This is a genomic window from Pelatocladus sp. BLCC-F211 (assembly GCF_041928655.1).
Lineage (GTDB): Bacteria > Cyanobacteriota > Cyanobacteriia > Cyanobacteriales > Nostocaceae > Pelatocladus.
In genome coordinates, this window is sequence record NZ_JBHFLM010000119.1 from 1 (window position 1) to 14,239 (window position 14,239).

The window sequence follows — 14,239 nt, forward strand, 5'->3', positions numbered from 1 at the left end:
GCAAGAGCGGTTAAGATTAGCGTTACCAGAGTTAATAAAAAATTGGAAGGCACCTTTATAACCTGCCGTGTCGTGTTTCATCCCCTCCTTGAAAGGCACTTTCTTTCACACTCCCGTTAACTTTTTGGTAATGATGCACAAATGTAGAGACGTGCCATGGCGCGTCTCTCTCGTTGGGGTCGTCATTGGGGATTGGGGATTGGTTATTCTCCTTTGTCTCCCCGCTCCCTTGTCTCCCGTGTCCTCCTGATCAAGCAACTTCTTGGTGATCTACGCAGTCATAGGTGATCATTGTTTGAAGCCTATGTAGAATTTTGTACCCAATCAATGATGAAAAAGTTTGTTAAATCGTGTGAGAAATTGTTTGTCTGGAATGCTCGTCAAAGTAGTCAACGCAACATAGCTTTTTTTGCTGTGGTGGTGACTTTGTCTATGGTTGCTACGATGATGTTATCTTTTCCCTTACCAGCTCAAAATTTACCTACCCGTTCGCAAACAGCAGAGTTACGGGGGGTGTGGTTAACCAATATTGATAGTAATGTGCTGTTTGAGAGCGATCGCCTCAAGAATGCGTTGCAAAATCTTAAACAGCTAAACTTTAACGTTGTCTATCCGACTGTATGGAATTGGGGTTGGACACTGTATCCTAGCAAAGTGGCTCAAACGGTGATTGGGCGATCGCTTGATCCAGAACCAGGTCTGCAAGGTCGAGATATGCTCAAAGAAGTAGTCAACTTTGGGCATCAACAAGGCTTAAAAGTCATTCCCTGGTTTGAATTTGGCTTTATGGCTCCCGCAGACTCGCAATTAGCAAAACGTCGTCCTCAATGGCTAACTACTCGTAGAGATGGTAGCAAAATTTGGAAAGAAGGTACTCACGACCGAGTTTGGCTAAATCCCTTCCGACCGGAAGTGCAACAATTCACCCAAGATTTAATATTAGAAATAGTTAGAAATTACGACATCGATGGTATTCAATTTGATGACCATTTTGGCTTGCCATCAGAGTTAGGATACGACGCTTATACAGTCGCCTTATACAAAAAAGAACACGGTGGTAAAGCACCACCTGCGAACTCTAAAGATCCAGAATGGCTGCGGTGGCGAGCAAACAAAATTACCAACTATATGAAGCGGGTATTTACTGCGATCAAAGCCGCGAACAAGAATTGTATTGTTTCCGTAGCACCTAATCCGCAACGCTTCTCCTACGAATTCTTTTTGGCAGACTGGGAAAAATGGGAAAGAATGGGACTTGTAGAAGACTTAGTCATCCAAGTGTATCGAGATGATCCCAATGTCTTTAAGAGTGAATTAAACTATCCAGAAGTCAAAACTGCTAAAAGCCATATCCCCGTAAGTATCGGGATTATGACAGGACTAAAACGTAAACACGTACCGATGACACAGATTGGTCAACAAGTTCAACAAGTACGCGATCGCAATTTTGCTGGTGTCTCTTTCTTTTTCTACGAAAGTTTGTGGAACATGACCAAAGAAGTACCCCAGCAACGCCAAACAGGTTTTAAAAATCTTTTCCCAACACCAACTTCTTACCCAAATTTAATCGCAGGGTGGAAACCATAAGAAAGGATGAAGATTAGACCTCTTGCATAAACGCTCAAAACCCCGTTCTAGGTTAATTTTGCTTTATGTCTTGGTGTCTTGGTGTTAAATTAATTTCATTGAAACACCAAGACACTAAGACACTAAGAAGACTTGTTTTTTTGGGTTACACCTTAAATGGCGGTGTTTCAAATATTCATGCAAGAGGTCTATTAAAGGGAGTACGTCAACCGATTCCCAAACGCCCAGCCAAACCGGGAGTTAGGGGTAAGAGAGTGGCAATCATTAAGAATAAAGCCAAAAGACCCAAAGCGGCGCGGGCGTCGTCTGGTTCAGTGATTTCATTCAAGCTAGGGCGTTCTAAATCACGTTGTAAAAACAGAATCACAATCGCCCAGTACATTGCTAAAGGATTACCCAAGGCTACTAATCCTAGCAAAATTAAAGTTGCAAAGGTCGCCCGACCAGCAGTTTTGCGTCCGTAGATGGCTTGGACAATCCGACCACCATCAAGTTGTCCAGCAGGCATTAAATTTAAAGCTGTGATTACCAACCCCAGCCAACCAATTACCACCAAGGGATGCACATCTACCAATGGTGACTGCAAAGCCGAACCAAGCACAACCCGTGCCAAGCTACCTACCAAAATCGAACCTTGGAAAAACTGATTGGGTAATTGAAACATACTGCCTTGATGAGAAAGCAGCAATCCCGTAATCAGCATCAACACAGACACAATTCCGCCAGCAGCTGGCCCAGCCAAGGCGATATCAAATAATACCTTGCGATTGGGTAACAAAGACTCAAACCGAGTGATTGCCCCAAAAGATCCAATTTGCACAGCTGGTAGAAAATACGGCCAGCTGAGGCGGATATTGTGACGACGAGCAAGCAACCAATGACCAATTTCATGCGCCAGTAAAACTACTAAAATTCCCAGACCGATAGGTAAAGTTTCTTGCAAGCGTGCAAAATCGGCAAATAAATCAAAACCTTGCAGAATGCCCGATGCTTCTAAACTTGTGACTACGGTTGCTATCAGCAGAATAATGGCAAAGACTTTTTGCGATAAGCTCATCGGGCGCGGATCATTGCGGCTCGGTAGGACAATCACCACTGGTTTGCTATCAGTGTTTTCCACTAAGTAAAGGCGATATTTATCACCAGTATTTTCCTGCAACTTAGTAGTCAGACGATTGTGAACCATTTCTGATTCTCCCCGCAGATTACCTTTAAAAATAGCTCCTTCTTGATACGCAATTGTTTCTGTGGCAAAAAATGTATCCAGACCGAAAATACCTTTGATAGCGTTCAAATCTTCTTCTGGAATTGACAGAACCTCCAGTTTTACCTGTACAGGTTCAACGGTCGGTGTTGTTTGTGATGTCGAAGTAGATTCTTGTTGAGCTAGCTTTTCTGTCGCCCTTTGCCTGAGAATTACATCTTGTCCAGCGGCTCGTAACTGTCTACCCAGATAGATGTAAATTGCGGTAGAAACCACAAGTAATAAGAGGATGGCTACAATATTGATGTAAATCCCGGCAGCAAATAAGCCAAAAAACACTAGCCAGGGAGCCATTAAAACTACTGACTGTAACCAGGCGAAGATTCCCAGCTTGCCATAGGGTCTAGCACGATAAAAGCCCCAACCCAAGATTCCGAAAGCGACTAATAGGATTGTCGCAATAATAGGAGTCTCTGATGCATTCAACATTTCCAAACCCTTCGCCTCGTAAAATCAAGCCTGAATTTAGTCAGGTTTTACAGATATTAATAATTTATCAATATATGTAGATGGGATGGATGTGAGGAGCTGCGATCGCAAAACTTAGGTAAACATTATTGAAACCCTGACAAATGACAAATGACCAATGACAATCTTCGCCAGCAGCTAATTATTATCCTGTGGTATTACCTCGCTAGTTTCTTCTTTGACTTGTTTTCGGGGTTTTTGTTGTAACTGACTCTCAAGGTTAAGATTTTGCTTGACTTCCTGTGTCGGAACTACTACTTCTGTTGGATTTGATTGTTTTGAATTTCTGTTTGGCAAGATTGGTACAACCACTGAACTAGAATCTTGGGCTGGTGATGGTTGTGGGGCAAGTTTCAGTTTAATCGGAGATGGTGATTGAGTTTGTGAGGGTGTAGAAGAAGTTTGACGAGAGTTCCGGTATTCTCGCAGTTTTTCCACTAGAGACGGTGATGAAGAAGTATTAGGCGTAATGGGTGATAGTGTTTGTGTTGGGGACTGACCCTGTTGTGATTCTTCTGTGGTGTTGGTGTTGCTAGTCGAGGTTTCTTCTGGTTGAGAAGAACGCCGACTGCGCCTGCGTCGCTTAGAAGAGGTATTAGAGACAGACGCAGAGTTAACTGTTGACTGGGAAGTCTCAGAAGGTGTGGGAGAAGGTGAATTTGTAGATTGTATTCCTGCTGAAGTGCTTTGATTAGGCTGTTCAAAAACTGGTTTAGGGGATGGTGTCTGAGGCTTATTCAACATGGAAGTTATACTAAAACCTGCGGTCGCAGCAACAACAGCTACACCAGTACCCAGAAGTATTTTAGGCGATCGCAGTTTTTTACTAGCAGGAGTAATCTTGGCAAACAGTGATGAAATTCTTTTTTGGTTTGTTATTTTTTCTTGAGGGAAATTTTCTTGGTGCAACTGAGCAGATAAATCAATAGTTGGCACTGTGTGCGTAACTATTGGCATTGGAATCTGATTTTTTACCTCCCCTGGTAGCAGTTTTAACCACTCTGCCACAGTTTGGGGACGAAACTTGGCTTCAATTGCCATACCGCGCATCACAGCTTGATTGACTGCTGCACTTAAATGGGGTTGCAATTCGCGGGGTGTGGGCATTTGTTCGCGATCGCGCAACAATGCAGGCATGGGTACTTGTCCCGTCAAAAATGAGTACAATGTTGCTGCTAAACCGTAAACATCGGTTGCAGGCGTGCGCGTTGCTTGTGACAAGTATTGCTCAATTGGCGAATAGCCCTCAGACACCATACCTGTGTGAGTTTGTCTCACCCCACTGTTAAATTCACGAGCAATACCAAAATCAATCAGTACTACTTCCTGAGTTCCTTGGCGGAGAATTATATTATCTGGTTTGATATCCCGGTGCAGCAAACCATTTTGATGCACCACTTGCAAAGCAGCCCCGATTTGACGGATATAATGAATTGCTGTCGCCTCTGGTAGAGGAATTCCAGGTAAAGTGTAAGCCTCACCTAAAGTATCACCGGGAATGTATTCCATCACCATGTATGGCAACCCATTCTCGACAAAAAAATCACTGACCCGGACAATATTGGGGTGGACACATGCAGCCAAACGCCTCGCCTCATCCTGAAACTGACGCTCAAACTTGACAAAATCAGGATGTTGTCTGAGCTTTTCATTCAGGGTTTTAATCACCACTACATGATTTAAAAAGTGATGAGTAGCTTTGAAAGTAATACCAAAGCCACCCCGACCAATTTCCTGGTCTAAGGTATACTTACCACCCTGCAATTTTGTACCAGCTTGCATAGTATTTTGATTTGGGATTTGAGATTTAGGTCTGGGCATCCATTTTTAGATTTTAGATTAGCGTCAAATATTATCCTAATAATCTAAAATCCAAAATCCAAAATCTTGGTAGAGATCGGGGATTGGGGATTGGGGATTGGGAATGAATCAGTTAACAGTTAACAGTTAACAGTGAGCAGTTAAGAGTGATAACTGATAACTGATAACTGATAACTGATAAGTCCCCCTTGTCCTCCTTGTCCCTCAATCCCCGATCCCCGATCCCCGATCCCCAATCCCCAATCCCTTTTACCTAAAGTCACCCATTCAGGTGAAGTGAAGAATACTTGGGAAAGGTTAACATCAAGGAAAGTTAAGAAACTATAAGTTCGATATTTATACTCATACTCTTTCCTACGCAAGATGAATGTTAACAGAACTTAAGTTCTATAGAAAGTTAATGATCTTGCCTACAACAGATTAAAGATTTCCAATCAATATTTCTGCTTGACCTCCCCCTTTATCATTCTCAAATCCAAGTTATTCTTCAAGGCTGCTGTGATGAATACCCATATAGAACTTCCTGTTATCGGCAAAATAAAGCATCCTCAACGCTGGCTAATTGGGCTAGTGGCAGCTGGTATTTTGGTTGTTGGCGGCACTACAACTTATACTCTGGTAAATCGGGGAGCAAGTAGAGAAGATATTGCGGCACTTACTATTCCTGTAGAAGCAAAAGATGTCACCTTGCGGATTACTGCCAGTGGTAAGGTAGTGCCAGATCAAAGCGTGAATATTAGCCCGAAACAACCGGGTATTGTTGCAGAGTTAAAGGTTGAGCAAGGCGATCGCGTCCAGAAGGGGCAAATTCTTGCTGTCATGGATAGTGCAAATGTCAAGACCCAAATTCTGCAATATCAAGCCAGCTTACAACAAGCAAAAGCACAGTTAGCTGAAGCCCAAGCTGGGAGCCGCCCCCAAGAAATTGTTCAAGCTAAAGCGCGTTTAGCACAAGCTGAAGCCCAACTTGAAGAAGCTGTAGCTGGAACTCGTGTAGAAGAAATTGCTCAAGCAGAGGCAGACGTTAATAAATTTGAAGCACAATTGCAGCAAGCTCGTTCTCGTTTGGATTTAGCATCTCTACGAGTCAAGCGCAGAGAATATCCAGTTTCCCAAGGAGCAATATCTCGTGATTCCTTAGATGAAGCACTGGCTGAAGAACGAAACGCTAAAGATAACCTCGAACAAGCTCAAGCTAGTCTCCAATCTGCCAAACAACAACTTACAAAGCTACGCAATGGTTCTCGTTCCGAAGAAATTGATCGCCAAAAAGCTGTTGTTGCAGAAGCTAAAGCTGCATTAAAGTTGCTGGAAAACGGTACACGCCCAGAGGTAATTGCCCAACGTCAAGCAGCAGTAGCTGTTGCTGAGGCACAGTTAAAGTCGTCTCAGGTGAATTTACAAGATACTGTCATCCGCGCTCCTTTTACAGGAATTATCACCCAGAAATATGCTAACGACGGTGCTTATGTAGCGCCGACTACTTCTGCTTCTTCGAGTGCTTCGGCTACTTCCAGTTCTATTGTGGCTCTAGCCAAGGGTTTAGAAGTATTAGCACAAGTTCCGGAAGCCGATATTGGCAGAATTAAAGAAGGACAACAGGTAGAAATTGTTACCGATGCTTACCCCGATCAAGTATTTAAAGGTCGTGTGCGCCTGATTGCTCCCGAAGCTGTCAAGGAAGAAGGTGTAACATTATTCCAGATACGAGTAGCTATTGATACTGGACAAGAACAATTACGTTCTGGCTTAAATGTTGATTTGACTTTTTTAGGCGATCAAGTAGACGATGCGCTAGTAGTACCAACTGTGGCAATTGTGACCGAGAAAGGCGAAACCGGAGTACTTGTCCCAGATACTCAAAATAAACCTCTGTTCCGTTCAGTGACAGTGGGGGCGCAGGTCAAAGATCAAACTCAGATTGTGTCTGGTGTTAAAGAAGGCGATCGCGTATTCCTCAACCCACCCAAAGACTATAAACGCGAACAGCAAGCAAAAGAACAAAAATGAACCTAGCAGAAAGCATCAAAATGGCAGGAAAAACCCTGCTATCTAATAAATTACGTAGCACTCTCACCATGTTGGGTATTGTCATCGGTAATGCTTCGGTAATTGCCATGATTGGGATTGGTGAAGCTGGACAAAAATATGTCAATAAACAGTTAGAATCTTTGGGGCCAAATGTGCTGTTTGTGCTTCCTGGAAATCGGGAAACTCAGCGTATTTCTTTTGAAGTACCGAAAACTCTCGTTTTGGCTGATGCAGATGCGATCGCAACTCAAGTGCCAACTATAGCAGGAGTTGCACCAGAATTGAACAGAAGACAAGTGGTGACTTACCGTAACCGCAACACCAACGTCAATATTATTGGTACAACTCCTGGGTTTCCTGAAGTACGAGATTTTGAAACTGAGAAAGGACGCTTTTTCACTGAGGTAGACATCAAGCGCAACAACCAAGTTACTGTGTTGGGTGCTGATTTAGCAGAAAAACTATTTGGTAGTAGTAACCCCGTTGGCGCCCAACTGCGAATTAAAAATGCTAGTTTTCAAGTCATTGGAGTTTTAGAAGCAAAAGGTTCCAGCGTCGGTGCTGATTATGATGAAGCAGCCTTGATACCCTTGACAACAGCTGCAAACCGACTGGTAGGACGAAATTCTCCCTATGGTATTGGCTTAGATTACATTGTTGCTTCAGCTACTGATGGTCAGAGTGTAGACGCAGCAGAGTTTCAAATTACAAACTTGCTTCGCTTAAGACACAAAATTACCAGCGAAGACGATTTTACGATCCGCACTCAAAAAGATGCTTTGCAGACTGTTGGACAGATCACAGGTGCATTGACAATCATGCTAGCTGCGATCGCAGCCATTTCTCTAATTGTTGGCGGTATCGGTATCATGAATATCATGCTAGTCTCCGTCACCGAACGCACTCAAGAAATTGGACTGCGGAAAGCAATTGGTGCAACCCAGCAAGACATATTATTACAGTTCATCATTGAAGCCGTGATTCTTTCAGCAGCAGGTGGTTTAATTGGGACTGCGATCGGTGTCGGTGGTATTTTGTTAGTGGCAGCCTTAACACCATTAGATGCAGGAATTTCTGTTGTCGCCATTAGTCTGACAGTTGGTGTTTCTGGTGGTATAGGTTTATTCTTTGGCGTTGTTCCTGCTCGTCGCGCTGCTCAACTCGACCCAATTGTAGCGTTAAGAAGCGCCTAATTTTTTGAAAGGTTTGTAGTCAGCGCTAAAGCGCTGAAGCATTACTCAAGCGATCGCATTTTGTATTGAAATAAAAACAGCGCGATCGCATTGTAGATTTAGAGCTGGCTATGCAAAAATGTAATTTTTGCAACAACGGCAAAAGTGAAAACAGACAGTATTTTTTACCAACTATTTGCAGAATTTCCCAGTATTTTCTTTGAGTTGATTGGACGCTCTGCCAGCAATACACAGGGTTATCAGTTCCGTTCGGTGGAAATTAAACAAACCGCTTTTCGTATTGATGGTGTATTTTTACCATCAGAAGACAGTCCAGACAAAACAGTATATTTGTGTGAAGTACAGTTTCAAAAAGATCAATTTCTCTATCATCGGGTATTTGCCGAACTATTCCTATATTTAGACCAAAATCCATCTACCTACGATTGGTATGCTGTGATTATTTACCCTAAACGGAGCCTGGAACCAGATGAAACTAAGCTTCATGACGTTTTGCTAGAAAGTTTTAAAGTGCAGCGCGTTTATCTTGATGAACTCGAATCCTCAGCAAACAAGTCTTTGGGTATTGGCGTTGTTAAGTTAGTAGTAGAACCAGAAGAAAATGCCGCTAACTATGCTAAAGAACTTATTGCACAAGCAAGACAAGAGAAAGCAGATCGTTTATCTGCAAGAGCGATAATAGATTTAATCGAGACGATCATAGTGTACAAATTTCCACAATTAAGCCGCCAAGAGGTCGAAGATATGCTGAAATTGAGCGAACTAAAACAAACTAGAGTTTACCAAGAAGCTTTGGAAGAAGGACGCGAAGAAGGACGCGAAGAAGGACTACAACAAGGACTACAACAAGGTAAGTTAGCTGCTGTTCCGCTATTGCTAAAAGCGGGAGTGAGTGTAGAAGAAATAGCTCAACAGTTGGAAGTTGAGATTGAAGCAGTTAGGAAAATAGCACAACAGCAGTCTTAAAATTGAGCCTAATTACTTAGCAGTGAGGAATATGATTAAATTTAGCTATCTAAAGCACACCAGAGTTTACCAAGAAGCATTAGAAGAAGGACGACAACAAGGACGACAAGAAGCATTAGAAGAAGAACTACAACAAGGACGAGTAGAAGGTATAAGAGAAGGTAAATTAGAGGTTGTTCCGATACTTTTGAAAGCGGGAGTGAGTGTAGAAGAAATAGCTCAACACTTAGAGCTTGAGATTGAGGCGGTTAGGCAAATAGCACAGCAACAGTGTTGAGTGCAAGCGATCGCATTGTATGTTGAATTTGAGTAGTGCGATCGCCTCTTTAACACCATCATCCAACCTCAGAGGTTCCCTTTTCAAGCTTTGAGCTTCATTATCCGAGTTCAGAACATGAAATTTCTCACTTGGAACGAAAACTTTTTCGCTTGGAACAAGAACTTTCTCACTTGGAACGAGAACTTTCTCACTTGGAACAAGAACTTTCTCACTTGGAACAAGAAACTTTGAGTTCAAAGCTTCAACGTTCTAGTTCTTAGCTTCAATGATGAAGCTAAGAACTAGAAACTTATATAAAATCTGTTTACTCTTGTCCCACCCAAAGAATAGCTAAACGTCAGTTTTTGCTATTACCAGGTGCGGGTATTTGGATTGATTTTTTATTCCTGCTGTTGAGAAGTCGGGAATCTTGTCTCTCACGAATAATTTAGGAATGCTATAGAAATACGAAGTAGTCAGGTAAGGAGATGAGTAGAGATAATAAACATAGGAGGACAAATGACAAATGACAAATCACAAATCATCAATCATTGAACTAGAAAATATCTTTAAAATCTACGGCAGTGGTGAAACTGAAGTCAAAGCACTTAACGATGTAAATTTAGTGATCGACAAGGGCGAATATTGTTCAATTATGGGGCCATCTGGTTCTGGGAAATCCACAGCAATGAATATTATTGGCTGTTTGGATCGCCCCACATCTGGACATTACTATTTAGATAACCTCGATGTCGCACAAATGGATGATACCGAACTCGCCCACATTCGCAATAAAAAAATTGGCTTTGTCTTTCAGCAATTCCATCTTTTGTCTCAGCTATCAGCACTAGAAAATGTGATGTTGCCGATGGTGTATGCTAGTGTGGACTCTGAGGAAAGACGCGATCGCGCCGCCGAAGCATTGAAGCGCGTTGGTTTGGAAAACCGTATCAACAACAAACCGAATCAATTATCTGGGGGACAACAACAAAGGGTAGCGATCGCCCGTGCTATTGTCAATCGTCCAGTGTTACTCCTCGCAGACGAACCCACTGGTGCGCTTGATTCTCGTACAACCCAAGAAGTATTGGATATTTTTACCGAACTCAATAGTACTGGGATTACTGTCGTGATGGTAACTCATGAACCAGATGTTGCTCGCCAAACTCAACGTATCGTGTGGTTTCGTGATGGACAAGTGGTACATTCCCACCTCACCCCCGCTGACTTGACTCACATGGCAGTATCATGATTTTTAGTTAGTAGTTAGTCGATAGTGGTAAACAATAACTGTGTAAATCTGGAAAATGAAAATTTCTTGGTGTCTTAGTGTCTTGGTGTTTAAATAATTATTTTTTCACCACAAAGGCACATAGACGCGTAGACTGACGAAGTCCGGCTTCTCGTAAAGTAAGCGGCTTTCCGTAAGGGTAGACACAAAGAGCAAATATAGCTTCTTAACTGAGATAATAGTTCTTTTTCTATCCACCTTGAAAGGGCGACACTAACTACTAACCACTATCTAAATTTCCAAATACATTTATTTATCTATCTTTCAATAGAGGAGAAATATCTATCTACAGATATCAAAGTTTGATTAGTTCACTTTGATAGAATCTCAACATAAACAAAAAATTATCAGAGGGGATTCTTATGTCTGAAGAAATTAAACCAAATGTTGAGCAAGCTTCTACTGAAGATGCAAGATTAGTTGCTGAAGAAATTGCCAGTGGTGAAGCTAAAGCGCCTAGTGTTGATATGGACAAAGATTATCAAGCAGCACAACAATTTAGTGTAGGCAAAGGTGAAAAAGCAGCCCAAGACGCCACTGCGCCAGAATATCAAATGCCTGAATCAGAAGAGAAAAAAACAGAAGCAAAATCAACAGCTAATCCTGATGACTATAAAGCAATGGCAGAAGAAATTAGACCTAAGCAATAGTCATTAGTACAGACGCGATTATACTCTTACCTTGAAGCCGCTCTTACGAGCGTCTACGCGTCTGTCATTAGTCAGTTGTGGGAATAATTTTGACCATTGACAATTGACCCTTGACTCTTAATATTTAACTATTATTTACCACCTCTAGTAACTCACTAGGGTGGTGAATCAAATAATTGGGTTTTTGTTTAGCTAAAACTTCTGGAGAATTAAAACCCCAAGTTACTGCTACTACTTTAATATTGGATTTTTTAGAAGCTTCGATATCTCTGGTTTCATCTCCAACATAAATGACTTCTTCGACTTTGAGTTGTTTTTGTCTTAGCACATTATTAATAATTGTTGTCTTTCCAAAAATAGTTACACCTGAATAAATAAATTCAAATAAATTATCTAATTCATTAATTTTCAAGAATTCTGTGACATTGTCTTTAGAATTAGAGGTGATAATTCCTAAATGATGACCTGCATTTTTCAGGTCTATTAAGGCTTCTTTCATGCCTGCGATTGGTTTGAGTTCTGGGATTTTACTTTTTAATTCACCTTTAACTTTTTTCACTAAAAAAGGTATTCTGAATACAGAAATACCTGAGTAATTGATGATTTCTCTAGAAGTTAAATTTCTCAACAAAGCTAGTTCTTCTGGAGCAATTTGCACATAACCAAACTCTTTAGCTAAACGGTTGGCTATACTTACAAGTGCGTCTACTGTATCAGCGATTGTGCCATCAAAATCAAAAATAATTACTTTTTGGGTCATTCTTGTGCCTGTTGGAATGCGTTTAGATTAGCACGGGCATTCCGTCGTAACATTTCTGGCTTAACTCGCCGTAATGCCGATGCTGGAAATCGTTCATCCCACTCATAATCTGAGATTTGGGCTAATTCTATCAGCTTGGGCGCAATATTCCCAGGATATGGCTGAAATTCTTCCACGTCAGTTGGACTAGCAAAACGCTGATTCCAAGGACAAACATCTTGGCAAATATCACAACCAGCAACCCAACCTTGTAAATTGGATGCGATCGCCTCTGGTAATTTTTCCTGGCGATTTTCAATTGTATGATAAGCAATGCAGCGATTAGCGTCCACTACGAACGGACTAGTTATAGCATCTGTAGGACAAGCCTCTAGGCAGCGAGTACAATTTCCACAATGTTGTGTATGGGGTTTATCTGGATCTAATTCCAAGTTTGTTAGCACTTCTCCCAAGAACACCCAAGAGCCATATTCCCGTGTAATCACATTACCATTTTTGGCAATCCAACCGATTCCGGCTTTTTGCGCCCAGACTTTATCTTGCACTGGTCCTGTGTCTGCATAATACCGTACTTGGATATTTTCACCTTGTCCCTGCAACCAATGAGAGAGTGCTTTCAATTTTTTATCCATGACTTTGTGATAATCTCGCCCCCAAGCGTAACGAGAAATTTTGGCGTACTCTTCACCTCTAGGACGTTGATGGGGGGTGTAATAGTTAAGTGCTACACAAATTAGCGATCGCACTTCACTCATTAGTAATCTAATATCTTGACGCTTGGGAGAAGTCATCCATTCCATGTCGGCATGATAACCAAGCCCGATCCATGCTCGCAACTGCTGCATCTGTGTATCATCTGTCCCATCAACAGCAGTTATTCCTACTTTGTGGAATCCTAACTCAACAGCTTTTTGTTTAACTTCAGCACTGTTTGTTCCTGGCAATTGATTCATTTATCTTATCTAAAAGTTGCCGTACCTACGGCGTGTTTATTCTACACTATCCAGTCAATGCATACATTTGCTATTTTTTAGGCATGGTATTTGTAAATTTTATTTGCAATTTGTAAATAAATGATGCAACATGTATATCAAGAGCAAAACAATGCACTTAACAATTCCCAACGTATTGAACCATTGACTAAGGTGCGATCATGACATTTACTACTGATTCAGCACAAAGCCGCTTTTCCAAAACTTTCAACTATAGTAACCAAATAGGTGATGCTGTTGCATCGACTGTGGCTGTATTTACAAAACTGAGTGTAGACGACCAATTGGCTGTACTTTGGTACGCTTACACTGAAATGGGACGTTCGATTACTCCAGCAGCTACAGGTGCTGCTCGTTTACAATTAGCCGAAGGTTTGCTAAATCAAATTAAGCAGATGAATCATGCAGAACAGTTACAGGTAATGCGTGACCTGGCTGGTAAGAAAAATACCCAGTTCTGCCGCTCCTATGGTATCCTCAGTGCTAATACCAAGCTAGCTTTCTGGTACGAACTATCAGAACTGATGGTTAAAGGCTTCGTTGTTCCTATGCCATCTAATTATCAGCTTTCTCGTGATGGTGTACAGGTATTTGAAACACTTAAAGAACTCGATTTTGGTCAACAAATCACCGTGCTTCGCAAAGTTGTAACTGAAATGGGTGTTGACCCTCTGGCTGACTAAATATATAAAGGCAGGAGTCAAGAACAAGCAAAATTTTTTACGCACTTTGTACACACTTCATTGTAGATACCTAAAGTGTTGCGAAATCCTGCCTCAATTAATTTGTGATCTCTCTCCCCATTGTCCCTTATTTCCCAATACGGTTCAGTTAAGGCTAAAAACTAAAACTAGCGTAGGTTGGGGAGCCAGTGCGTTGCGGGGGTCCCAAGAGTTGTAGCACCTGGCGTTTGAGGAACGTAGACGCGCCCTGCGCGGCTGATCGCAGAGTAACCCA

13 protein-coding genes are annotated in these 14,239 nt (G+C 41.8%); 9 read left to right on the plus strand and 4 right to left on the minus strand.

The features are described from left to right. The first annotated feature begins 330 nt into the window (after positions 1-330). Positions 331-1,587, plus strand: a complete 1,257-nt coding sequence (locus ACE1AT_RS14540) for a glycoside hydrolase family 10 protein (protein WP_374869482.1) — start codon at positions 331-333, stop codon at positions 1,585-1,587. A gap of 205 nt (positions 1,588-1,792) precedes the next feature. Here ACE1AT_RS14540 and ACE1AT_RS14545 read toward each other — a convergent pair whose 3' ends face one another. Both ACE1AT_RS14545 and ACE1AT_RS14550 read right to left on the minus strand, forming a co-directional pair. Further along, positions 1,793-3,280 carry a site-2 protease family protein gene (locus ACE1AT_RS14545; RefSeq protein ID WP_374869458.1) on the minus strand — a complete coding sequence of 496 codons (1,488 nt, stop codon included), beginning with the start codon at positions 3,278-3,280 and terminating at the stop codon, positions 1,793-1,795. A 177-nt stretch (positions 3,281-3,457) separates the two neighbouring features. Next, positions 3,458-5,140, minus strand: a complete 1,683-nt coding sequence (locus ACE1AT_RS14550; protein WP_374869460.1) for a protein kinase — start codon at positions 5,138-5,140, stop codon at positions 3,458-3,460. A gap of 501 nt (positions 5,141-5,641) precedes the next feature. On the opposite strand from ACE1AT_RS14550, the gene ACE1AT_RS14555 reads away from it, so the two are divergent. The 7 genes from ACE1AT_RS14555 (at position 5,642) to ACE1AT_RS14585 (ending at position 11,530) form a co-directional block, all read left to right on the plus strand. After that, entirely contained in the window at positions 5,642-7,150 is a 1,509-nt protein-coding gene (locus tag ACE1AT_RS14555) for an efflux RND transporter periplasmic adaptor subunit (protein ID WP_374869462.1), read from the plus strand. Beyond that, the gene (locus tag ACE1AT_RS14560; RefSeq protein ID WP_374869464.1) at positions 7,147-8,364 is read left to right on the plus strand and encodes an ABC transporter permease; all 1,218 of its coding nucleotides are present in this window, start codon (positions 7,147-7,149) and stop codon (positions 8,362-8,364) included. Before ACE1AT_RS14555 ends, ACE1AT_RS14560 begins: the two co-directional genes overlap by 4 nt. 144 nt (positions 8,365-8,508) lie before the next feature. Then, positions 8,509-9,330, plus strand: a complete 822-nt coding sequence (locus ACE1AT_RS14565; protein ID WP_374869466.1) for an Rpn family recombination-promoting nuclease/putative transposase — start codon at positions 8,509-8,511, stop codon at positions 9,328-9,330. 31 nt (positions 9,331-9,361) lie between these two features. Then, complete coding sequence (locus tag ACE1AT_RS14570; RefSeq protein ID WP_374869468.1) at positions 9,362-9,607, plus strand: hypothetical protein; 246 nt, start codon at positions 9,362-9,364, stop codon at positions 9,605-9,607. 131 nt (positions 9,608-9,738) lie between these two features. After that, the gene (locus ACE1AT_RS14575; RefSeq protein ID WP_374869470.1) at positions 9,739-9,870 is read left to right on the plus strand and encodes a hypothetical protein; all 132 of its coding nucleotides are present in this window, start codon (positions 9,739-9,741) and stop codon (positions 9,868-9,870) included. Positions 9,871-10,115: 245 nt separating this feature from the next. Continuing rightward, entirely contained in the window at positions 10,116-10,841 is a 726-nt protein-coding gene (locus ACE1AT_RS14580) for an ABC transporter ATP-binding protein (RefSeq protein WP_374869472.1), read from the plus strand. A 401-nt stretch (positions 10,842-11,242) separates the two neighbouring features. After that, positions 11,243-11,530 carry a hypothetical protein gene (locus ACE1AT_RS14585; protein WP_374869474.1) on the plus strand — a complete coding sequence of 96 codons (288 nt, stop codon included), beginning with the start codon at positions 11,243-11,245 and terminating at the stop codon, positions 11,528-11,530. 124 nt (positions 11,531-11,654) lie between these two features. Here ACE1AT_RS14585 and ACE1AT_RS14590 read toward each other — a convergent pair whose 3' ends face one another. Next, on the minus strand, positions 11,655-12,290 hold the full coding sequence (locus tag ACE1AT_RS14590) for an HAD-IA family hydrolase (RefSeq protein ID WP_374869476.1): 636 nt from the start codon (positions 12,288-12,290) through the stop codon (positions 11,655-11,657). Then, a complete protein-coding gene (gene queG, locus ACE1AT_RS14595; protein WP_374869478.1) occupies positions 12,287-13,243 on the minus strand; it encodes a tRNA epoxyqueuosine(34) reductase QueG in 957 nt (318 codons plus the stop codon). The genes ACE1AT_RS14590 and queG overlap by 4 nt, the downstream gene beginning before the upstream one ends. Positions 13,244-13,443: 200 nt before the next feature. Here queG and ACE1AT_RS14600 point away from each other — a divergent pair, with 200 nt between their 5' ends. Continuing rightward, positions 13,444-13,965: an orange carotenoid protein N-terminal domain-containing protein gene (locus ACE1AT_RS14600; protein WP_374869480.1), complete on the plus strand. Its 522-nt coding sequence runs from the start codon at positions 13,444-13,446 to the stop codon at positions 13,963-13,965. The last annotated feature ends 274 nt before the right edge of the window (positions 13,966-14,239 follow it).

Bases quoted from the DNA above. Each gene is read 5' to 3' on its own strand.
- queG (WP_374869478.1), bottom strand. From the start codon at position 13,243: ATGAATCAATTGCCAGGAACAAACAGTGCTGAAGTTAAACAAAAAGCT.
- ACE1AT_RS14580 (WP_374869472.1), top strand. From the start codon at position 10,116: ATGACAAATCACAAATCATCAATCATTGAACTAGAAAATATCTTTAAA.
- ACE1AT_RS14555 (WP_374869462.1), top strand. From the start codon at position 5,642: ATGAATACCCATATAGAACTTCCTGTTATCGGCAAAATAAAGCATCCT.
- ACE1AT_RS14570 (WP_374869468.1), top strand. From the start codon at position 9,362: ATGATTAAATTTAGCTATCTAAAGCACACCAGAGTTTACCAAGAAGCA.
- ACE1AT_RS14585 (WP_374869474.1), top strand. From the start codon at position 11,243: ATGTCTGAAGAAATTAAACCAAATGTTGAGCAAGCTTCTACTGAAGAT.
- ACE1AT_RS14545 (WP_374869458.1), bottom strand. From the start codon at position 3,280: ATGTTGAATGCATCAGAGACTCCTATTATTGCGACAATCCTATTAGTC.
- ACE1AT_RS14600 (WP_374869480.1), top strand. From the start codon at position 13,444: ATGACATTTACTACTGATTCAGCACAAAGCCGCTTTTCCAAAACTTTC.
- ACE1AT_RS14590 (WP_374869476.1), bottom strand. From the start codon at position 12,290: ATGACCCAAAAAGTAATTATTTTTGATTTTGATGGCACAATCGCTGAT.
- ACE1AT_RS14550 (WP_374869460.1), bottom strand. From the start codon at position 5,140: ATGCCCAGACCTAAATCTCAAATCCCAAATCAAAATACTATGCAAGCT.
- ACE1AT_RS14560 (WP_374869464.1), top strand. From the start codon at position 7,147: ATGAACCTAGCAGAAAGCATCAAAATGGCAGGAAAAACCCTGCTATCT.
- ACE1AT_RS14540 (WP_374869482.1), top strand. From the start codon at position 331: ATGAAAAAGTTTGTTAAATCGTGTGAGAAATTGTTTGTCTGGAATGCT.